The sequence below is a fragment of the Blastococcus sp. SYSU DS0533 genome, assembly GCF_054050775.1.
The window spans coordinates 47301-67648 of the sequence record NZ_JBJGZZ010000016.1 but is presented as its reverse complement, the minus strand read 5'-3'; the positions used below and the strand labels follow the sequence as shown (position 1 = coordinate 67648).

Genomic DNA, 20348 nt, shown 5'->3' with positions numbered 1-20348 from the left:
TCGAGGGTCAGGTGGCGGCGAGCCCCATGGGTCCGTAGGCCTTCTGGTCGCCGTCGAACAGCGTCACCGTGGCGACACCGCGGTCGAGCAGCTCGCGCCAGTTCTCGCCGAGCCAGGACTCCGCGTCGCCCTGGTTGTCGTGCTCCGGCACCTCCACCCCGACCGCGGCGGGGTCGAGCGTCGATCCGGACGGGTCCTCGAGGCGCCAGTACCAGCTCATGCAGGCAGGTTAGTGGCGCGGGGCACGCCCGCCCCGTCGTTCCCCGGCTGTGATCACCGAGTCGGTTACGGCCGGTCCGCAGGGGGCATGGAGGTGCATCGACGCCGTCCACCCCGGAGGACCGATGAGCACACCCCGTCCCGACGCGACGGCGGGCGCGACCCGCGCAGCCGTCGGCGCCGAGCCCGAGAACGCATCCACCGGCGAGCTGATCAGCCGGCTCACCCAGCAGATCAGCACCCTGGTCCGGGACGAGGCACGACTCGCCCAGGCCGAGGTGACCCAGAAGGCCAAGAAGCTGGGCGTGGGGGCCGGCCTGTTCGGTGCCGCCGGTCTCGTCGCCTTCTTCGGGCTCGCCGCACTGATCACCACCGTCATCCTCGCCCTGGCGCTGGTGATGCCGGCCTGGCTCTCCGCGCTGATCGTCACCGTCGTCCTCTTCGCGATCGCGGGCGTCCTCGCCCTCGTCGGCAAGAAGGACGTGCAGCAGGGCGCACCGCCGGTGCCCGAGGAGGCGCTGGCCGGCGTCAAGACCGACATCGCGACCGTGAAGGAGAGTGCGCGCCGGTGAGCACGCCGAAGGACGACGGCCAGGCCTCGGGTGGCCCCACCGACCCCGATGCCATCCGGGCCGAGATCGAGGAGACCCGCGACCAGCTCGGGCGCACCGTCGACGAGCTGAGCCAGCGGCTCGACGTCCCCGCCCGGGCGAAGGAGGGCGCGGCACGCGCCAAGGACACCGCCGTGGAGACCTACCGCGAGAGCCCCCCGGCCTTCGCCGGAGCCGGTGCGGCGCTGGCGGGCCTCGTTGGCCTGGTCCTCTGGCGACGGCGGCGGGCACGGCGGCTGGCGAGCACCGAGGAGCTCGTCGTCGGGGCGCGCATCGGCAGCAAGCGTGAGGCGAAGCGGGCGCGCAAGGAGCTGGCCGCCCGGCGCAAGGCCGCGCAGAAGGCCGCGAAGGACGTGCGCAAGTCGACCAGGCGGGCCGAGCGGAAGGCCCAGCGCAGCAGGAGGAGGAAGCGTTGAGCAAGGGAGCCAAGCTCGCCTACCGGCCGATCGGCCTCGCGGCGGGTGTGCTGGCCGGCGCCGTGTCGGGGGCGGTCTTCAAGCAGGTGTGGAAGCGCATCAGCGGTGAGGACGACGCACCGGACGCGCTCCAGACCGAGTACCCGATGTGGGAGATCGTCGTCTCCGCGGCGCTGCAGGGCGCGATCTTCGCGGCCACCAAGGCGACCATCGACCGCCTGGGCGCGCAGGGCTTCACCAAGCTCACCGGGGCGTGGCCGGGCGATTGACGCCACCGGTGGCCGGGAGCGAGGTCCCGGCCACCGGCACACCCCACCGACCCCCGGCCGGACGACGGCCCACCACCAGGGAGACGCAGTGACCGGCACCCGCCCCCGCGAGAGCGCCGTCGACCGGATCCGGCAGCGGGTCGAGGAGAAGGCCGCCCGCCGCGCGGCCGCGGCCAGGGCGGCGGCCGCGGGCGGGCAGGCGCAGGACCCGCACCGGCTCCCGCCGGACGCGCCCGGTCCGGAGCAGCTCCCGGGGATCGACGCGAGCTCGCCCACGCAGATCCCCGCGCGCGGCTGGAAGCAGGTGCTCAAGCGGGCGTGGGCGGAGAACAACGCCGACAACATGCCGATCATCGCCGGCGGGGTGGCGTTCTTCGGGTTTCTGGCCATCTTCCCGGCGCTGCTGGCACTGATCTCCATCTACGGCCTGGTCGCCTCGGCCGAGCAGGCGGCCGCCCAGGTCGAGGAGTTCACGGCCGGCCTGCCCGAGGCGGCGCAGGACCTGATCCGGGACCAGGTCACCGCCGTCACCGAGAACGCCGGTGGAGCGCTCACCCTGAGCCTGGTGGTCTCGATCCTCGCTGCTCTCTGGAGCGCCTCGGGAGGCGTGAACAACCTGGTCAAAGCGGTCAACATCGCCTACGACGAGGTCGAGACGCGCAACTTCGTCAAGCTCCGGGCGCTCTCGCTGGCCCTCACCCTCGGCGCCGTCGTGTTCGTCGTGCTGACCATCGGCCTGGTCGCCGTGCTGCCGATCGTCATCGACCTGCTGCCGCTGGGGTCGGTGGGCACCGTCCTGCTCGAGATCGCGCGGTGGGTGGCGCTGCTCGTCGTCGTCGCGGGCTCGCTGGCGGTGCTCTACCGCGTCGCCCCCGACCGGGATGCGCCGAAGTTCCGCTGGGTCAGCCTCGGCTCGGTCGTCGTCACCGTGGTCTGGGCGCTGGTCAGCCTCGGGTTCACCGTCTACGTGAACAACTTCGGCAGCTACGACAAGACCTACGGCGCGATCGCCGGCGTCATCGTGCTGATGCTGTGGCTGTACCTCACCTGCTACCTGGTCCTCCTCGGCGCCGAGATCAACTCCGAGGCCGAGCACCAGACCAGCCTCGACACCACCGACGGCGCCCCGGTGCCGATGGGTGAGCGGGATGCCGTCAAGGCGGACACGCTGCCGGCCAAGGCCGAGCCCGAGAAGGGCGACAGCGACCCGACCAGGAAGAACGCACCCTAGCCTGCCTCCCGGCCGCAGCGTCTCAGCGCACGTGGGAGGGCACGAAGGGCGGCCGGACGACCTCGACGGGCTCGCGGCGCCCCCGGACGTCCAGCGTCAGCGGGGACCCCTCCGCCACCCCCGCGGCGACGTCGAGCAGCGCCAGCCCGATGCCGGTACGCAACGTGGGCGAGAACGTCCCGCTGGTCACCTCGCCGACCTGCGCCCCGTCGCCGTCCAGGACGGCCATGCCCGGGCGCGGGATGCCGCGGCCGGACGCCCGCAACCCCCACAGCAGGCGCGCGGGTCCGGCCTCCTTCTCCGCCAGCAGCGCCTCGCGGCCCCAGAACGCCGGCTTGCGCCAGCCGACGGCCCAGCCCGCGCGGGCCTGGACGGGACTGATCTCCCGGGACAGCTCGTGGCCGTGCAGCGGGTAGCCCATCTCCGTCCGCAGGGTGTCGCGGGCACCGAGGCCGCACGGCCGGATGCCGAGGTCCTGCCCGGCCTCCAGGACGGCGTCCCACATCTCCCCGGCCCGGTCGGCCGCCACCAGCAGCTCGTAGCCGTGCTCGCCGGTGTAGCCGGTGCGGCACACCGTCACCTCGGCGCCAGCCCCCCCGGTGCCCGTCACGAACGACATGTAGCCGATCTCGCCGGGCACGCCCAGCAGCTCCAGGACCTGCAGGGACCGCGGCCCCTGCACGGCCAGGACGGCGACGTCCGTGTGCCTGTCCTCCACCTCGACGCCGGGCGGGGCAGCGTCGGCCAGCCGCGCCAGCACCTCCGCGGCGTTCGCCGCGTTGGGCACCAGCAGGACGTCGTCGGGCCCGTGCAGGTAGACGATCAGGTCGTCGACCACGCCGCCGGCACCGGCCTCGCCATCGGGCACGCAGCACATCGTGTACTGCGCCTGCCCCGGCCCGATCCGGGAGAGGTCGTTGGTGAGGCAGGAGTCGACGAACGCCGCTGCCCCCGGCCCCCGGACCGTCCCGGTGCCCAGGTGGGAGACGTCGAACAGCCCCACCCCGTCGCGCACCGCGGCGTGCTCGGCCAGCACGCCGCCCCCGGCGTACTCGATGGGCATGGACCAGCCGCTGAAGTCGGCGAGCTTGGCCCCGGCCGCGAGGTGCCGGTCGTGGAGGGGCGAGGTGCGCGCGGTCACGCGGCCACGCTAACGGGTGTCCCGCCGGTGCAGGCAGGCCCGCGACCGGCGCCGCCGCAGGGACCCGCCGGGAGCCGGGCGACGTGCTGGAACCCCCTCCCGGAGGCTCACCCCGAGCGTGCGAGCGGTGAGGGGGATGGGCCCTCATAGGATCGTCGGGTGCCGCCGACGATCTCCGCCACCGACCACCCGCTCGAGAAGCTGACCGGCGACGCCGTCGTCGTCGCCGTCGGCAAGGGGCCCGACGGCCCGCTCCCCACCCCCGGCGCGGAGGCCCTCGACCGCCTCCTCGGCGGCCGGCTCCTCCCGGCGCTGACCGACCTCGGCGCCCGCGGGGCCGAGGAGGAGGTGACCCGCCTCCCGTCCTTCGGCCAGGGCCCGTTCCCGGTCGTCGCCGTCGTGGGGCTGGGCGCGCCCGAGCCGTCCGGCGGGTACCGCCCCGAGAGCCTGCGGCGGGCCGCGGGTGCCGCCAGCCGTGCGCTCCGCGGCCGCCGCTCCGTCGTCAGCCTGCTGGCCGCCGTGGGCGGGACCCCGGACGACGAGCGCCTGCACGCCGTCGGCGAGGGGTCGCTCCTGGGCGCCTACGAGTTCACCGCCTACAAGTCCCAGCTACCCGCCGACCGCCCGGCCCCGCCCAGCGACTTCACGATCGTCGTCCCCGGTGCGGGCGCGGCCGAGGCGGCGCTGCGCCGGGTGCGGGCGGTCGCCGACGCCGTCGCCCTCGTGCGCGACCTGGTCAACACCCCGCCGAACGACCTCTACCCCGCCGAGCTCGCCGCCCGCGGTGCGGCCGCCGGCGAGAAGCTCGGCCTCACCGCCGAGATCCTCGACGAGGACGCCCTCGCGGCCGGTGGCTACGGCGGCATCCTCGCGGTCGGCGGCGGCTCCACCCGCAAGCCGCGGCTGCTGCGCCTCACCTACGCCGGCCAGGGCGCGCGCAAGAAGGTGGCGCTGGTCGGCAAGGGCATCACCTTCGACAGCGGGGGCATCTCGATCAAGCCCGCCGCGAAGATGGAGGACATGAAGAGCGACATGGCCGGCGCCGCGGCCGTGATCGCCACCGTGTGCCTCGTGGCCGAGCTGGGGCTGCCGGTGGAGGTCGTCGCCACCGTGCCGATGGCCGAGAACCTGCCCAGCGGCACCGCCTACCGGCCGGCCGACGTCGTCACCTTCCGGAACGGCAAGAAGGCGGAGATCACCAACACCGACGCCGAGGGGCGCGTCGTGCTCGCCGACGCCATCGCCCGAGCGGCCGAGGACTCCCCCGACGCGCTGCTGGAGACCTCGACGCTCACCGGCGCGCAGATGGTGGCACTGGGTGCGCGCACCGCGGGCGTGATGGGCAGCGACGACCTCCGCGACGCCGTGATCGCCGCGGCCGGGCGCAGCGGCGAGCTGATGTGGCCGATGCCGCTGCCCCCCGAGCTGCGCAAGGGGATCGACTCGACGGTCGCGGACTTCGTCAACGCCAACGCCGACCGGATGGGCGGGATGCTCGTCGGCGGGCACTTCCTGGCGGAGTTCGTGCCGGACGGGCTGCCGTGGGCGCACATCGACATCGCCGGGCCGAGCTACAACACCTCCGCGCCGTGGGGCTACACGCCCAAGGGCGGCACCGGCGTCCCCGTGCGCACCCTGCTGGCGACGATCGAGGCCCTCATCGCCGACTGAGCGCCTCGATGATCAGGTGGTTGATCATCCCGGGTCCTGGCTCACCGTCGGTGGTGAGCCAGGACCCTGCACGGTCAGCCAGGACGGCTCGTCGACGTGGCTACAGCCGGTCCCGCTTCTGGCGGGCGCTGTAGTCGCGCATCCGCTGGGGGTAGCCGGTCACCTGGGCGTCGTACACCGGGATGGCGAGCTCCCTGGAGAGCCGCCGGGCGACGTCGGGGCCGTCGATGCGCCGCCGGGTCCACTCCCCGTCGGCCGCCACGAGCACGATGGTCGCCTCGGTGACCGCCGTGCGCGGCTCCACGAAGCCCTCGACGCCCCGGCGGCTGGCCACGAACTCCTCGAGGTGCTTCAGGTCGCCCCGCTGCGACGCGCGGTCGAGGGTGGGCCTGCCCGAGGGTCCCCGGCGCGCGCGCCACCGTCCGAACAGCCCCATGCACCCTCTCCGTCCAGCCGGGTCGCGAGATCACCACGACGCTCGCGAGAGCAACGGTGGTCCGGGCCAGGTCGTTCCCGGAGTGGCAGGATGGGCAGCAGCCCCCGCCCCGCTCGAGCGGGGACGCCGCCCGTCGCAACCGAGGAGCATCCGTGAGCGCACCCACCTCCCCCGCCGACCTGGTCATCCTCGGCGGTGGCTCGGGCGGATATGCCGCGGCCTTCCGCGCCTCCGAGCTCGGCCTGGACGTGGTCCTGATCGAGAAGGACAAGGTCGGTGGCACCTGCCTGCACCGCGGCTGCATCCCGACCAAGGCGCTGCTGCACGCCGGCGAGGTCGCCGACCTGGCCCGCGAGGGCGAGCAGTTCGGCGTGAAGACGTCGCTGGCCGGCATCGACATGGACGGCGTCAACGGCTACAAGGACGGCGTCATCTCCAAGCTCTACAAGGGGCTGCAGGGTCTGGTGAAGGCCCGCAAGATCACCTACGTGGAGGGCGAGGGGCGGCTCACGTCGCCGACCACCGTCGAGGTCGACGGCCAGACCTACGAGGGCAAGCACATCCTGCTGGCCACCGGCTCCTACCCGCGCTCGCTGCCGGGCCTGGACATCGACGGCACGAAGGTCATCACCAGCGACCACGCGCTCAACCTCGACCGCGTCCCCAGCTCCGCGATCATCCTCGGCGGCGGCGTCATCGGCTGCGAGTTCGCCAGCGCGTGGAAGTCCTTCGGCGTGGACGTGACGATCGTCGAGGCCCTCCCCCACCTGGTGCCGCTCGAGGACGAGAGCTCCTCGAAGCTGCTGGAGCGCGCGTTCCGCCGCCGCAAGATCGCCTTCGAGCTGGGCAGCCGCTTCTCCGGCGTGCAGAGCACCGAGAACGGCGTCAAGGTCTCCCTGGAGAACGGCAAGGAGATCGAGGCCGAGCTGCTGCTCGTCGCCGTCGGCCGCGGGCCGGTCAGCGCCGGGATCGGTTACGAGGAGGTGGGCGTCGCCATGGAGCGCGGCTACGTCCTCGTCGACGAGTACATGCGGACCAACATCCCCACGATCTCCGCCGTCGGCGACCTGGTGCCCACCCTGCAGCTGGCCCACGTGGGCTTCGGCGAAGGCATCCTCGTCGCAGAACGGGTCGCCGGGCTCGAGCCCGCCCCGATCGACTACGCCGGCGTCCCCCGCATCACGTACTCCGACCCCGAGGTCGCCTCCGTCGGGCTCACCGAGGCCCAGGCCAAGGAACGCTACGGCGAGGTGAAGACCCTCACCTACGACCTCGCCGGCAACGGCCGCAGCCAGATCCTGAAGACGACGGGCGCGGTGAAGCTGGTGCAGGCTCCTGACGGCCCCGTCGTGGGCATCCACATGGTCGGCAGCCGCGTCGGCGAGCTCATCGCCGAGGCCCAGCTGATCTACAACTGGGAGGCGGAGGCGGACGACGTCGCCAGCCTCATCCACCCGCACCCGACGCAGAGCGAGGCGCTCGGCGAAGCGCACCTCGCGCTCGCCGGCAAGCCCCTCCACGTGCACGGCTGATACCGCTCTACCCCCACCCACCCAGCGCCAGAAGGAGCACTGCCCCGATGCCGACGTCCGTCACCATGCCCGCCCTGGGCGAGAGCGTCACCGAGGGCACGGTCACCCGCTGGCTCAAGCAGGAAGGGGACCAGGTGGAAGCCGACGAGCCCCTCCTCGAGGTGTCGACCGACAAGGTCGACACCGAGATCCCCTCCCCGGCCGCCGGCGTGCTCACCAAGATCCTCGTGGCCGAGGACGAGACGGTCGACGTCGGCGCGGAGCTCGCGGTCATCGGTGGTGGCGACGGCGACCAGGGCGCGGCGAGCGCCCCGGCCTCCGCGGAGGACGCCGACACCACGCCGCAGACCCCCGACGAGCAGGTGGACGACGCCGGCGGCGAGCCGGAGCAGGCCGCCGAGCCGGAGCCCCAGGCGGCGCAGGCCTCGGGCTCGGGGGACGGCGGCGGTTCCGGCGGTGGGGAGGGCACGCCGGTCACGATGCCGGCGCTGGGTGAGAGCGTCACCGAGGGCACGGTCACCCGCTGGCTGAAGGCCGTCGGGGACGAGGTGACCGCCGACGAGCCGCTCCTCGAGGTCTCCACGGACAAGGTCGACACCGAGATCCCGGCCCCGGTCAGCGGCACGCTGCTGGAGATCACCGTGGCCGAGGACGAGACCGTCGACGTCGGCGCGCAGCTCGCGGTGATCGGCACCGGCGCGGCCGGTGGCGGCGCTGCGCCCCAGCAGGAGGCCCCGAAGCAGGAGACCCCGAAGCAGGAGGCTCCGGCCCAGCCCGAGCCCCAGGCGGCGCCGAAGGCCAAGCAGGCCGACCAGGCCAGCGAGCAGCCCGGTGGCGACTACGGCGCGAGCGGCGCACAGCCGTCGGACTCCCCCACCTCCGCTCCCGCGCCGCAGGTCGCCCCGCAGGCGCCGCCGGCTCAGGCCCCGTCGGGCGACGGCGGTGGGGGGCAGTACGTGACCCCGCTGGTGCGCCGCCTGGCGGCCGAGCACGGCGTGGACCTGAACTCGGTCTCGGGCACCGGGGTGGGCGGCCGCATCCGCAAGCAGGATGTGCTCGCCGCGGCCGAGCCGGCCTCGCGCCCGGCGCAGCCCGCCGCCGCGCCCGCGGCCACGGGTGCCCCGCGCACCCCGTCGCCGGCCGCGACCCCGGACACCTCCGTCCGCGGCCGCACCGAGAAGCTGTCCCGCCTGCGCGGTGTGATCGCCCGCCGCATGGTCGAGTCCCTGCAGGTGAGCGCCCAGCTCACCACGGTCGTCGAGGCCGACGTCACCCGCATCGCGCAGCTGCGGCAGCAGGCGAAGAAGAACTTCGAGGCCCGCGAGGGCGTCAAGCTCTCCTTTCTGCCGTTCTTCGCCAAGGCGGCGGTCGAGGCGCTCAAGCAGCACCCGTCGGTGAACTCCTCGATCGACCTCGAGGCCGGCACGGTGACCTACCACGACAGCGAGAACCTCGGCATCGCCGTCGACACCGAGCGGGGCCTGCTCGTGCCGGTGATCCACGAGGCCGGTGACCTGAGCCTCGGCGGGATCGCGCGCAAGATCAGCGACCTGGCCGAGCGCACCCGCACCAACAAGGTCACGCCCGACGAGCTGGGCGGCGGGACGTTCACGCTGACCAACACCGGCAGCCGCGGCGCCCTGTTCGACACCCCGATCATCAACCAGCCGCAGGTGGCCATCCTGGGCACCGGCTCGGTCGTGAAGCGGCCGGTCGTGGTGCAGGACGCCGAACTGGGTGAGGTCATCGCGGTCCGCTCGATGGTCTACCTGGCGCTCACCTACGACCACCGGATCGTCGACGGCGCGGACGCCGCCCGCTTCCTGACGACGGTGCGGGAACGCCTGGAAGCCGGCCAGTTCCACGGCGAGCTCGGTCTCGCCTAGTGCACCCCCGCTCGGGGCCCCGGTGACCACCGGGGCCCCGAGCCCTTTCCGCAGCCAGAACGAGTGCCCGTCGGGGAGTGCCGCATGAAGGTCGCCGTGTCCGGTGGGTCGGGGATGATCGGCAGCGCCCTGCTGCCCGGCCTGCGCGCGGACGGCCACGAGGTGATCCAGCTGGTGCGCCGGACCCCGCGGACCGCCGACGAGCACCGCTGGGATCCGCAGCACCGGCGTATCGACCCGGCGCTGCTCCGGGACGTCGACGCGGTGGTCAACCTCTCCGGAGTCGGGGTGGGTGACCGCCGCTGGAGCGAGCGGCACAAGCAGGCGGTCCTGACCAGCCGGGTGGACAGCACGGCCACGCTGAGCGAGGCGCTCGCCGAGGCCGCCACGGCCGACCCCGACCGGCCCCGCGTGCTGCTGAACGGCTCCGCGGTCGGCTGGTACGGCGACACCGGCGACCGGGTGGTCGACGAGTCCGCGCCCGCCGGCGACGACTTCCTCGCCCGCGTCTGCGTGGCATGGGAAGGGGCGACCACGCCGGCCGCCGATGCCGGGGTGCGCGTCAGCACCCTCCGCACGGGCCTGGTGCTCGGTCGCGGCGGCCTCCTCGCCCGGATGCTGCCGATCTTCCGCGCCGGGCTCGGCGGTCGGCTCGGCTCCGGCCGCCAGTACGTCCCCTGGATCAGCCAGCAGGACGAGGTCGACGCGATCCGCTTCTTGCTCACCCACCCCGTGCCCGGGCCGGTCAACCTCTGCGGGCCCGACCCGGTCACCAACGCGCAGTTCACGGCCGCGCTGGGACGGGTCCTCCACCGGCCGGCCAAGCTGCCCGTCCCGGGCCCGGCGCTGTGGGTGGTGCTCGGTGAGTTCGCCCGGGTGGGGGTCCTGGCCGGGCAGCGCGCGGTGCCGGCCAAGCTGACCGAGGCGGGTTTCCGCTTCACCCACACGGACGTCGAGGGCGCGGTCCGGGCGGCGGTGGCCCGGGGCTGATGCCGCCGCCCGGTCAGGCCACGCGTTCGGCCTGGTCGATCCGCCAGCCCTCAGGCGTCCGCACGAGCACCATCCGCACCTGGGCCTCCGGCCGGCCCGGGACCGTGCGCACCGCCGGTCCGCCCGGGTCCTCTGCCCGCACCACGCGGTAGCCGGGCCAGCGGTCGGTCAGGAGCAGTTCGGCCCGGCCTTCCGACACCGTGACGACGTCGAGGTCGACGACCACCGGCGCGAAGCCGTCGAGCGCCTCGCCGGCTGCGGTGAGCGCCCGGGCGTACTCCTCGTCGGCCGTCAGCAGCGGGCTGCCGGGCAGGTGCACGGTCGGCAGCCGGTCCGGCGAGCCGCTGAGCCCCTCGGCGCGCCTGGCGTAGAGCTCGCCCACCAGTCGCCGCCAGCCGTCCAGGCCCGCGGGCGTCCCGGTGCCGTCCGGCGCGGGATCCGCCATCGGGACGGGAGGCGGAGCCGGTGTCGGAGCGGGGGGCGGAGCCGGAGGGGGGCCGGTGTCCCCGGCCGGCGTCGCGGCGACGGGCGCGCCGGGTGCCTCACCGCCGTCGCCCCAGCGGGTGCCCGACCAGGCGGCGACGGCGAGACCGGCGATCACCAGAGCGGTGACCAGCAGCCCGCGGGCCAGCCGGGCGGAACCGGGAACGGCGCGGCCGGACCACCGCCGCCGTGCCCGCGGTGCCTCGGTGACCGGGCCGGGCCGGGAGCGGCGCCCCGGGACGACGTGGGTGAGCGCCGCCCGGGCGTCGGGCCGGCCGTGGCCGCCGGCGGACGGTGCCGCCCCCAGGACCACGGGCTCGGCCCGGCAGGCGTGCCGCAGGTCGAGCGCGAACTCCGCTGCCGTCCCCCGCGCGCCCGGCTCGGCCGCGAGGCCCCGGGAGACGACCTCGACCAGCCGCGCGGGTGCGCCGGGGGCGAGCTCGGCGAGGTCGGGCAGCTGACCGGCAGCCGCCACCCCGAGGGTGCCGGCCGGCGTCGCCGCGTTCCACGGTGCGATGCCCGTGAGCGCGTGGAAGGCTGCGGCGGCCACGCCGAACACATCCGAGGCGGGGCCGGGGGCACCGCCTCGGGCGACGACCGGGTCGACGTAGGCGGGGGTCACCTCCGCCGCGGCCGTCTCGCCCAGCACCCGGGCGACGCCCAGGTCGGTGAGGACGGGCCGCCCCTCGGCGGTGAAGACGATGTTCCCCGGCGCGAGGTCACCGTGGACCACGCCGTGGTCGTGGGCGTGCGCGAGGGCCGCGGCGACCGGCGCGATCGCCGTGACGATCTCCCCGGGGCGCAGCCGGCCGCGGCGGGCCAGCAGCGCCGCCAGGCTGCCGCCGGCCAGCAGCTCCAGCACCAGCGCGACGCGGGCGGCCCCGCCCTGGCGCGGCTGGTGCACCACCTCGACCAGGCGGACCAGGTGCGGGTGGTCGAGCTCGCCGAGCAGCACCGCCTCGCGTGCCTGGCGGGCGGGGTCCCCGGCCACCAGGACCTTCACCGCGACCGGGTCGCCGCCCACCCGCGGGACCGCCTGCCACACCTCCCCCGAAGCACCCCGGCCCAGGAGGCTCTGCAGGACGTAGCCCGGCACGGACGGTGGCGGTGGGGTGCCCGGTGCGGCGGGCGGGTCGGCGGTCGGCACGGGGCAGGACGCTAGGCGCACCCGGCTCCCCCGCGCTGCCGCCGTCCACAGGCCAGGGCCGCGCGGACGGGCGGTGGCCGTTACCGTCTGGCGGTGTCCACGTCGCCCCGGGCCGAGGTCCTCGTCGTCGGGGCCGGCCTGGCCGGGCTCTCCGCCGCCGTCCGGCTGGCCGCGGCCGGCGTCGACGTGCACGTGCTGGAGGCCTCGGACCACGCCGGCGGGCGGCTGGCCACCGAGCGCATCGACGGCTTCGTGGTCGACCGGGGCTTCCAGGTGTTCAACACCGGCTACCCGAGGGCGGCCGACCTGGACCTCCCCGCCCTCGAGCTCGGGTGGTTCGAGCGGGGTGCGGTGATCCGGGTGGGGGGCCGGGCGCACCGGGTCGTCGACCCCCGCCGGCGGCCGACCGCCGTCCTCGGCACCGCGGTGGCGCCGCTGGGTCCCCTGCGGGAGAAGGTGGCGCTGGTCGCCTTCTCGCTCCGCGCCGGCTACGCACCCGTCGGCCGCCTGCTCCGCGACCCCGAGACGACGGCGGAGGAAGCGCTCCAACGCCGCTCCGCCGGCGTGGGCGGAGCGGCGTTGGAGCGCTTCCTCCGCCCCTTCCTCGCCGGCGTCCTGCTCGAGGAGGAGCTCGCCACCTTCAACCGTTACGTGGACCTGCTGTGGCGCAGCTTCGTGCGGGGCTCGACCGGCCTGCCGGCCGCCGGCATGCAGGCGATCGGCGAGCAGCTCGCCGGGCGCCTGGAGACCGGGCGGGTCCACCTGCGCACCGCGGTGCGGTCGGTCTCCCCCGGGTCCGCGACCACCGATGGGGGCACCTGGTCGGCCGACGCCGTCGTCATCGCGACCGACCCGGCGACGGCGTCGCGGCTGCTGCCGGCCATCGAGGCGGAGGCACCCCGGGAGGTGACCACGCACATGCACGTGCTCCCCACGTCGCCGTGGCCCTCTCCGCTGATCGTCCTGGGGCCGCCGCGGGGGCGCGTCGTGAACAGCGCGGTGGTGTCCGACGCCCAGCCCCGGTACAGCCCGGACGGCCGGGCCCTGGTGGCCAGCTCGACGCTGGCCCGCACCCGCGAGGCGGAGGTCCGCGACGAGATCGCCGCCGCGCACGGCGTCCCGGCCTCGGAGCTCGAGCACCTGACGACGGTCACCGTGCCGGGCGCCCAGCCCGCCGCGCTCCCGCCGCTGCAGCTGCGCCGTCCCGTCGACCTCGGGGACGGGCTGTTCGTCTGCGGCGACCACCGGGACACGCCGTCCATCCAGGGGGCCATGGCCAGCGGCGCACGGGCGGCCCGCGCCGTGCTGCGCCGGATGCGCCCCGGGGCCGGAGGAGCCGCCTGATGGCCGCGACCGCGCCGACGATCCCGGCCACCAGCATGGGCTTCGCCTCCCGCGGGCGCGGCCCCGCCGACTGGCGCCTGGTCCGGTGTTCGACCTGGCCGTCGAGCTGGCCGGCGCCCCCGAGCGCCCGCGGCTCTGCTACCTCGGAACGTCCACCGGCGACGACCCCGCCCGCGTCGCCGCCGTCTACGGCGCCTTCGCCAGCAGCCCGGTGCAGGTCGGCCACCTGAGCCTGCACGGTCTCGACGAGGTGTGCCGCGAGGCGTGGCAGGCCGGCGTCGTGCTCGCCGGCGTCTCGGCGGGGTCGCTGTGCTGGCACGTGGGCGGCACCACCGACTCCTACGGCCCCGACCTGCGGCCGCTGACGAACGGGCTCGGCCTCGTCCCGACGTCCAACGGGGTGCACCACGACCCGGCGGAGCAGCGCCGCCCGCTCTACCAGCGGCTGGTCGCCGACGGCACGCTCCTCGGGGGCCACGTCACCGGCGACGGAGCGGGCCTGGTCCACCGGGGCACCGCGCTGGTGGAGGCGGTGGGCGACCGCCCCGGGGCCGCCGCCTACCGCGTGGAGCGCGGCCCGGACGGCACCGCCGTCGAGACCCGCATGGAGCCGCGCCGCCTCGAGAAGGACCCCGTCCTCCTCATCCCTCGCATGCTCGGGCCGAGCCTCGGGACGGGGCCTAGGCTGGCGGCCGTGAGTGAGCTGCGGATCATCCGGGCGGGCACCGTTCCCTACGAGACGGCGTGGGCCCAGCAGCGCGAGCTGCACGCCCGGCGGGTCGCCGGCGAGGCCCCCGACACGCTGCTGCTGCTCGAGCACCCGCCGGTCTACACAGCCGGCAAGCGCACGGAGCCCCACGAGCGCCCCTTCGACGGGACGCCGGTCATCGACGTCGACCGCGGGGGCAAGATCACCTGGCACGGGCCGGGCCAGCTGGTCGGCTACCCGATCGTCGCGCTCCCGGACCCGGTCGACGTCGTCGCGTACGTCCGCCGGCTGGAGGAGGCGCTGATCGAGGTCTGCGCCGGTTTCGGGCTGGCAGCGGGCCGGGTCGAGGGGCGTAGCGGCGTCTGGGTGCCCGCGGACCAGCCCGGCCAGGGGCACCGGCCGGAGCGGAAGGTCGCCGCGATCGGCATCCGGGTCGCGCGCGGCGTCACGATGCACGGCTTCGCCCTCAACTGCGACCCCGACCTCTCCTTCTTCGCCAACATGGTCCCGTGCGGCATCCCCGACGCCGGCGTGACCTCGCTGTCGGCCGAGCTGGGCCGGGACGTCACGACGGCCGAGGCGATGGCGCCGGTCGAGAACGCGATGCGCGCCGTCCTCGGCATCGGCGCGACGACGACCGCGGCACGCTGACCGTCCGCCGGCATCGCTCCCGGAAGGCATCTCAGCACTAAGGTAGTCCTCCCACCGGGAGGAGACCCGATATGCCCAGGATCGAACCGTTGCCGCGGGAATCGCTGCCGGAGTACGAGGACACCTTCCGTGCCGTGGAGGCCGCGCTGGGGGTCCTGCCCAACAGCACGCTGACCATGGCCCGGCGGCCGGAGATCATGGAGGCGTTCGCCCGCCTCAACGGGGTGGTCATGGCCGAGGGCACGGTCGGGGGCGTGCTCAAGCAGCTGGTCGCGACCGTCGTCTCCGGTGCCGCCGGCTGCGCCTACTGCCAGGCGCACACCTCCCACGTCGCGGAGCAGCGCGGCGCTGATGCCCGCAAGCTGGCCGCAGTCTGGGACTTCGAGGCCAGCCCGCTCTTCAGCGACGCCGAACGGGCCGCCCTGCGCGTGGCCCGTGGCGCAGGGCTGACGCCCAACGCCGTCACCGACGAGGACATGGCCGGGCTGCGCCGGTACTTCGACGACGACCAGATCGTCGAGATCGTCGCCGTCATCGCCAACTTCGGCTTCCTCAACCGGTGGAACGACACCATGGCCACGCAACTGGAGCGCTCGCCGCTGGCCTGGGCCACCGACCGCCTGCAGGACGCGGGGTGGGAGGCCGGCAAGCACGCCGGCTCCTGAGCACCCCGCCCGGTGTGCGGTGCGGCCCCGCCGCACCGCACACCGGGCGAGCCCTCAGCCCAGGACGAAGTTGACCAGCCGGCCAGGCACGGCGACGACGCGGCGGATCGTGGCGCCCTCGAGGTAGCCGGCGATCCTCTCGTCGGCCCGGGCGGCGGCCTCCAACGCTGCGGCGTCGGCGTCCGCGGGCACCTGCACCTGCGACCGCACCTTGCCGTTGACCTGGACGGCGACCTGCACCGTGTCCTCGACCACCCACCGCTGGTCGGCCACCGGGAACGGCGCCCACGCCGAGGACCCGTCGTGGCCCAGCCGCGACCACAGCTCCTCGGCCAGGTGCGGCGCCAGCGGGGCGACCATCAGCACCAGCGGCTCGGCGACCGAGCGCGGCACCGGCCGGTCGGACCCGTAGGCCTGGGTGAGGTGGTTGGTCAGCTCGGTGATGCGGGCGATCGCGATGTTGAACCGCAGGGTCGAGTAGCCGTCGCGGACCCCGTCGATCGCCTTGTGCAGCGCGCGCAGCGTCTCCTCCGCCGGCTCCACGTCAGCGGCCCGCACCACCCCGGTCTCCTCGTCGACGACGACCCGCCAGATGCGCTGCAGCAGGCGCTGCGACCCGACGACGGCCTTGGTCTCCCACGGGCGGGACTGCTCCAGCGGGCCGGTCGACATCTCGTAGACCCGGAAGGTGTCGGCACCGTAGGCGCCGATCATCTCGTCCGGCGTCACCATGTTCTTGAGGCTCTTGCCGATCTTCCCGTACTCGCGGTTGACCGGCTTGCCCTCGTAGAAGAACCGGCCGTCCTTCTCCTCCACGTCGGCCGCGGGCACGTAGAAGCCGCGCTCGTCGGTGTAGGCGTAGGCCGAGATGTAGCCCTGGTTGACCAGCCGGCGGAAAGGCTCCTCGCTGGAGACGTGCCCCAGGTCGAACAGCACCTTGTGCCAGAACCGGGCGTACAGCAGGTGCAGCACAGCGTGCTCGACGCCGCCGACGTACAGGTCCACACCGCCGGTGTCCCCGGCCTCCCGGGGCCCCATCCAGTACCGCTCCAGCTCGGGGTCGACCATGCGCTCGTCGTCACCCGGGTCCAGGTAGCGCAGGTAGTACCAGCAGGACCCGGCCCAGTTGGGCATCGTGTTCGTCTCGCGCCGGTACTCCCTGGGCCCGTCGCCCAGGTCCAGCTCGACCGTCGTCCACTCGGACGCGCGGGACAGCGGCGGCTCCGGGGCGGAGTCGGCGTCGTCGTCGTCGAACGTCTTGGGCGAGTAGTCGTCGACCTCGGGCAGCAGCACCGGGAGCATCGACTGCGGCACGGCGACCGGGCGGTCGTGCTCGTCGTAGACGATCGGGAACGGCTCGCCCCAGTAGCGCTGCCGGCTGAACAGCCAGTCGCGCAGCTTGTAGGTGGTGGTCGCCTCGCCGAACCCCTTCTCCACCAGCCAGGCGGTGACGCGGGCGATCGCCTCGGCCTTGTCCAGCCCGTCCAGCGAGATCTCGTCGTTGGCGGAGTTGACCATCCGGCCGGGCCCGGTGTACGCGCCGCTGTCCTCGTCGAAGCCCTCGGGGCGCTCGACGGTCGGCACGATCGCCAGGCCGAACTTCTCCGCGAACTCCCAGTCGCGCTGGTCCTCCCCCGGGACGGCCATGATCGCGCCGGTGCCGTAGCCGGTCAGCACGTAGTCGGCGATGAACACCGGCAGCTCCCGGCCGTTCACCGGGTTGACGGCGGTGGCGCCCAGCCAGACGCCGGTCTTCTCCCGGCCGGCGTCCTGGCGGTCCAGCTCCGACCGCCGGGAGGCCTGCCGCTGGTACTCGCGGACGGCCTCGGCCGGGGTGGCGGCGCCGCCGGTCCAGCGCGCGTCCACGTCGGCGGGCCAGGCGGCCGCCGTCAGCTGCCCGACCAGCGGGTGCTCCGGCGCCAGCACCATGTAGGTGGCGCCGAACAGGGTGTCGGGCCGGGTGGTGAAGACCTCGATCGTCTGCTCACCCGCGGCGAAGCGGATGCGGGCACCGGTCGAACGGCCGATCCAGTTGCGCTGCATCAGCTTCAGGGAGTCCGACCAGTCCAGCCGGTCCAGGTCGGCCAGCAGCCGGTCGGCATAGGCGGTGATCCGCATCATCCACTGCTTGAGCGGGCGCCGGAACACGGGGAAGTTGCCGCGCTCGGACCGGCCGTCGGGCGTGACCTCCTCGTTCGACAGCACGGTGCCCAGCCCCGGGCACCAGTTGACCGGCGCTTCGTGCAGGTAGGCCAGCCGGTGCGCGTCGACGACGACGCCCCGCTGCACCTCGTCCAGCTCGACCCACGGGCGGCCGTAGGGGTTGGTGCCCTCGCCGGGCTCGCGGGTGCCGGCGTCCAGCTCGGCGACCAGCTCCTCGACGGGGCGCGCCTTCCCGGCGACCTCGTCGAACCAGGACCCGAAGATCTGCAGGAAGATCCACTGCGTCCACTTGTAGTAGCCCGGGTCGATCGTCGCGAAGGTGCGGCGCTGGTCGTGGTCGACGCCCAGCCGGCGCAGCTGGGCGCTGATCGCGGCGATGTTGGCCTCGGTGGTGATCCGCGGGTGCTGCCCCGTCTGCACGGCGTACTGCTCCGCCGGCAGGCCGAAGGCGTCGTAGCCCATGGGGTGCAGCACGTTGTCGCCGTCCATGCGCCGGAACCGGCTGGTGACGTCGGTGCCGAGGTAGCCCAGCGGGTGACCGACGTGCAGCCCCGCGCCCGAGGGGTACGGGAACATGTCCATCGCGAAGAACTTCGGCCGGTCGGCGACCCGCTCGAACCCCGCGCTCAGGCGCCCCACCGGGTTGGGCGTGTGGAAGGTGCCCTCGGCCTCCCAGCGGTCCTGCCAGGCCAGCTCGATCCGCTGGGCCAGCGCCGGGGTGTACCGGTGGGGCGGGACGCCGTCGCCCGTGGCCTCGGTGCTGCGGCGGTCGGTCTGGCTCATCGTCTCGTGCTCCCGGATCGTCGTGCGCGCGGTGCGGTACCGGTGGTGGGCAACAAAAAACCCCTCACGCAGGAGGGGTCGCCGTGCTGCTCGAGGGATGTCTGGTCAGCACGGCCGGAGAAGCAGGAGCCGCCCGGTCACGCGCCCGAGCCTACCGCCTGGCCACCCCCCGACCCGCCGCGGGCGCCGGGCGGCCCGGCGACCACCGGCGCCGGCGCGGCCGGAGCGGCGCTGGCCGCGCTCGGCTGCGACGTCGCGCAGGGCTGGGCCGTCGCGCCCCATGCCGGTGGAGGACTTCCTCGGCTGGCTGGCTGGCCGACCGCGCCCGGACCCCGGTGGTCCGGGCGGCGGTCCCCGCTCCCCGCGCGCCGTAGGAACGGATCCGGACGTGAGTGCGCGCGTCGGACGGGGGTTCTCCGTACCCCTGCCCGCCGGTGTGCCAAGGTGCGCGCGTGCGCGCTGATCGAGCCGAGGGGACGGGAACCGGCTGGTCGGAGGCGGTGTGGCGGTCGGTGGTGGCGGCCACCTTCGCCTGCACGGCGGTCTTCGCCCTTGGCGTGTGGCAGCCCCCCGGGACGCCTGCGGCGGACCTCGTCGACTCGGGCGCGCTCGCCGTCGCAGCGCCGCTGCTGGCGGTCGCGGTCTGCCTGCGGGCGGCGCGGCGGACGCCCGCGGAGCGGTTCGTCTGGTGGGCCGCGGCCACCGCCTGGATGTGCAACCTGGTCGGCGACCTCACCCACCGGGTGGTGCTCGCCGGCGACCCGGACCCGCCGTTCCCCTCGGCCGCCGACGTCTTCTGGCTAGCCGCCTACCCGGCGCTGTTCGCCACCCCGGTGCTGATGGTGCACGCACGGCTCACCCGCCCGCGTCCGGGAACCTGGCTCGACGGCCTGGTGGGGGCCCTGGGCGCGACCGCGGTCGCCGTCGCGGCCCTCGACCCGGGCGTCGGGGCCCCGGGCATGTCCGACCTGGCCGTGGCGGTGAACCTGGCCTACCCGGTCGCCGACGTGGTGCTGCTGGCGCTCGTGGGGGCGGTCCTGGCGATGATCGGGCACCGGGCCGATCTCGTCCTCACCACCGTCTGCCTCATCGTGGCCGTGAAGTTCGCCGGTGACCTGCTGCTGGCCCAGCAGCAGGCGGCCGGCGGGTATGTCCCGGGCGGCCCCCTGGACCTGCTCTGGATGGTCAACGCCAGCCTGACCGCCGCGGGCGCGTGGCTGACCCGCCCGCGCCGGCGCGACCCGGACGTGCTGGAGGACCGCATCCGCTGGCGGTCGCTCGCGATCCCCCTGACGTGCGCCGTGGGCTCGCTCGCCGTGCTCGGCGTCCGGTGGGGCGACGGCCGCACGGGACCCGGTGAGATCTGCGCCCTCGCCTGCCTGGCCGCCTTCCTCGTGCGCAGCGCGGTGACCTTCGCGGAGAGCCGGGCCCTGCACGAGGCGCGCCGCCAGGCCGGCACCGACGACCTCACCGGCCTGCCCAACCGCCGGGCGCTGATGCGCCGTCTGCAGGCGGACCTCGGCGCCGAGCGGCCCACCGGTCTGCTGCTGCTCGACCTGGACGGCTTCAAGGCGGTGAACGACGGCCTGGGGCACGAGGCCGGGGACGAGCTGCTGCGCCGGTTGGGCGAGCGGCTGCAGGCGGCGCTGCGGCCCACCGACCTGGTCGCCCGTCTGGGCGGCGACGAGTTCGTGGTGGTGCTCGACGCCACGGACCCCGACGCCGCCCCCGAGTGCGCCGAGCGCTTGGCCGACGCCGTGCGCCGCCCCGTGACCGTCACCGGCGTGCCGGTGCAGGTGGGGGTGAGCATCGGCCTCGCCCTCGCCTCCCGGGACGCCACCGACCCCGCCGCGCTGCTCCGGTGCGCGGACGTGGCCATGTACGCAGCGAAGAGCGCCGGGGGCGGGGTGCGTCGGTACATCACCGACGCCCCGGCGCCGGGACCGCGAACCCCGGCCGCGGCGCCGGCCGTCGAGGCCGACGTCGCACCGTCGGGGTGAG

General features: G+C 74.8%; 17 protein-coding genes. 12 read left to right on the top strand and 5 right to left on the bottom strand.

Features of this window, described 5'->3' with window-relative positions; translation table 11 throughout:
- Window positions 1–7: 7 nt before the first annotated feature.
- Entirely contained in the window at window positions 8–220 is a 213-nt protein-coding gene (locus ACI79W_RS16815; RefSeq protein WP_456563232.1) for a hypothetical protein, read from the bottom strand.
- Window positions 221–344: 124 nt separating this feature from the next.
- Between ACI79W_RS16815 and ACI79W_RS16810 the strand changes: the two genes are divergently transcribed.
- The 4 genes from ACI79W_RS16810 to ACI79W_RS16795 all read left to right on the top strand — a co-directional run bounded on the left by ACI79W_RS16810 (window position 345) and on the right by ACI79W_RS16795 (window position 2746).
- Window positions 345–791, top strand: coding sequence for a phage holin family protein (locus ACI79W_RS16810; protein ID WP_456563231.1), 447 nt, complete (start codon window positions 345–347; stop codon window positions 789–791).
- Window positions 788–1246 carry a DUF3618 domain-containing protein gene (locus tag ACI79W_RS16805; protein WP_456563230.1) on the top strand — a complete coding sequence of 153 codons (459 nt, stop codon included), beginning with the start codon at window positions 788–790 and terminating at the stop codon, window positions 1244–1246. Before ACI79W_RS16810 ends, ACI79W_RS16805 begins: the two co-directional genes overlap by 4 nt.
- Window positions 1243–1515 carry a DUF4235 domain-containing protein gene (locus tag ACI79W_RS16800; protein WP_236827042.1) on the top strand — a complete coding sequence of 91 codons (273 nt, stop codon included), beginning with the start codon at window positions 1243–1245 and terminating at the stop codon, window positions 1513–1515. The genes ACI79W_RS16805 and ACI79W_RS16800 overlap by 4 nt, the downstream gene beginning before the upstream one ends.
- Before the next feature lie 88 nt (window positions 1516–1603).
- Window positions 1604–2746 carry a YihY/virulence factor BrkB family protein gene (locus tag ACI79W_RS16795; RefSeq protein ID WP_456563229.1) on the top strand — a complete coding sequence of 381 codons (1143 nt, stop codon included), beginning with the start codon at window positions 1604–1606 and terminating at the stop codon, window positions 2744–2746.
- A 22-nt stretch (window positions 2747–2768) separates the two neighbouring features.
- Here the strand turns inward: ACI79W_RS16795 and gcvT are convergent, their stop codons facing one another.
- Window positions 2769–3887 (bottom strand): glycine cleavage system aminomethyltransferase GcvT, encoded by a 1119-nt coding sequence (gene gcvT / locus ACI79W_RS16790; protein WP_456563228.1) that lies wholly within the window; start codon window positions 3885–3887, stop codon window positions 2769–2771.
- 159 nt (window positions 3888–4046) lie between these two features.
- Here gcvT and ACI79W_RS16785 point away from each other — a divergent pair, with 159 nt between their 5' ends.
- Window positions 4047–5558 (top strand): leucyl aminopeptidase, encoded by a 1512-nt coding sequence (locus ACI79W_RS16785; protein WP_456563227.1) that lies wholly within the window; start codon window positions 4047–4049, stop codon window positions 5556–5558.
- Window positions 5559–5658: 100 nt separating this feature from the next.
- Here ACI79W_RS16785 and ACI79W_RS16780 read toward each other — a convergent pair whose 3' ends face one another.
- Entirely contained in the window at window positions 5659–5994 is a 336-nt protein-coding gene (locus ACI79W_RS16780) for an oxidoreductase (protein WP_456563226.1), read from the bottom strand.
- 152 nt (window positions 5995–6146) lie between these two features.
- On the opposite strand from ACI79W_RS16780, the gene lpdA reads away from it, so the two are divergent.
- From lpdA to ACI79W_RS16765, 3 genes are all read left to right on the top strand, one after another.
- Window positions 6147–7526, top strand: coding sequence for a dihydrolipoyl dehydrogenase (gene lpdA / locus ACI79W_RS16775; RefSeq protein ID WP_456563225.1), 1380 nt, complete (start codon window positions 6147–6149; stop codon window positions 7524–7526).
- A 47-nt stretch (window positions 7527–7573) separates the two neighbouring features.
- Window positions 7574–9412 carry a 2-oxoglutarate dehydrogenase, E2 component, dihydrolipoamide succinyltransferase gene (sucB, locus tag ACI79W_RS16770; RefSeq protein ID WP_456563224.1) on the top strand — a complete coding sequence of 613 codons (1839 nt, stop codon included), beginning with the start codon at window positions 7574–7576 and terminating at the stop codon, window positions 9410–9412.
- A gap of 84 nt (window positions 9413–9496) precedes the next feature.
- Complete coding sequence (locus ACI79W_RS16765; protein ID WP_456563223.1) at window positions 9497–10402, top strand: TIGR01777 family oxidoreductase; 906 nt, start codon at window positions 9497–9499, stop codon at window positions 10400–10402.
- 13 nt (window positions 10403–10415) lie between these two features.
- Here the strand turns inward: ACI79W_RS16765 and ACI79W_RS16760 are convergent, their stop codons facing one another.
- Window positions 10416–12032: a protein kinase domain-containing protein gene (locus ACI79W_RS16760; RefSeq protein WP_456563222.1), complete on the bottom strand. Its 1617-nt coding sequence runs from the start codon at window positions 12030–12032 to the stop codon at window positions 10416–10418.
- 93 nt (window positions 12033–12125) lie between these two features.
- On the opposite strand from ACI79W_RS16760, the gene ACI79W_RS16755 reads away from it, so the two are divergent.
- The 3 genes from ACI79W_RS16755 to ACI79W_RS16745 all read left to right on the top strand — a co-directional run bounded on the left by ACI79W_RS16755 (window position 12126) and on the right by ACI79W_RS16745 (window position 15401).
- Window positions 12126–13376, top strand: a complete 1251-nt coding sequence (locus ACI79W_RS16755; RefSeq protein ID WP_456563221.1) for an NAD(P)/FAD-dependent oxidoreductase — start codon at window positions 12126–12128, stop codon at window positions 13374–13376.
- An 85-nt stretch (window positions 13377–13461) separates the two neighbouring features.
- The gene (lipB, locus tag ACI79W_RS16750) at window positions 13462–14736 is read left to right on the top strand and encodes a lipoyl(octanoyl) transferase LipB (RefSeq protein ID WP_456563220.1); all 1275 of its coding nucleotides are present in this window, start codon (window positions 13462–13464) and stop codon (window positions 14734–14736) included.
- A 71-nt stretch (window positions 14737–14807) separates the two neighbouring features.
- Entirely contained in the window at window positions 14808–15401 is a 594-nt protein-coding gene (locus tag ACI79W_RS16745; protein ID WP_456563219.1) for a carboxymuconolactone decarboxylase family protein, read from the top strand.
- A 54-nt stretch (window positions 15402–15455) separates the two neighbouring features.
- Here the strand turns inward: ACI79W_RS16745 and leuS are convergent, their stop codons facing one another.
- A complete protein-coding gene (leuS, locus tag ACI79W_RS16740) occupies window positions 15456–18347 on the bottom strand; it encodes a leucine--tRNA ligase (RefSeq protein WP_456563218.1) in 2892 nt (963 codons plus the stop codon).
- A 452-nt stretch (window positions 18348–18799) separates the two neighbouring features.
- Between leuS and ACI79W_RS16735 the strand changes: the two genes are divergently transcribed.
- Window positions 18800–20347 (top strand): diguanylate cyclase domain-containing protein, encoded by a 1548-nt coding sequence (locus tag ACI79W_RS16735; RefSeq protein WP_456563217.1) that lies wholly within the window; start codon window positions 18800–18802, stop codon window positions 20345–20347.
- Window position 20348 lies beyond the last annotated feature (1 nt).

What these genes read in the sequence shown, in the direction of transcription:
- ACI79W_RS16765 (WP_456563223.1), top strand. Translation starts at nt 9,497, where the DNA reads ATGAAGGTCGCCGTGTCCGGTGGGTCGGGGATGATCGGCAGCGCCCTG.
- ACI79W_RS16810 (WP_456563231.1), top strand. Translation starts at nt 345, where the DNA reads ATGAGCACACCCCGTCCCGACGCGACGGCGGGCGCGACCCGCGCAGCC.
- ACI79W_RS16815 (WP_456563232.1), bottom strand. Translation starts at nt 220, where the DNA reads ATGAGCTGGTACTGGCGCCTCGAGGACCCGTCCGGATCGACGCTCGAC.
- leuS (WP_456563218.1), bottom strand. Translation starts at nt 18,347, where the DNA reads ATGAGCCAGACCGACCGCCGCAGCACCGAGGCCACGGGCGACGGCGTC.
- ACI79W_RS16780 (WP_456563226.1), bottom strand. Translation starts at nt 5,994, where the DNA reads ATGGGGCTGTTCGGACGGTGGCGCGCGCGCCGGGGACCCTCGGGCAGG.
- sucB (WP_456563224.1), top strand. Translation starts at nt 7,574, where the DNA reads ATGCCGACGTCCGTCACCATGCCCGCCCTGGGCGAGAGCGTCACCGAG.
- ACI79W_RS16745 (WP_456563219.1), top strand. Translation starts at nt 14,808, where the DNA reads ATGCCCAGGATCGAACCGTTGCCGCGGGAATCGCTGCCGGAGTACGAG.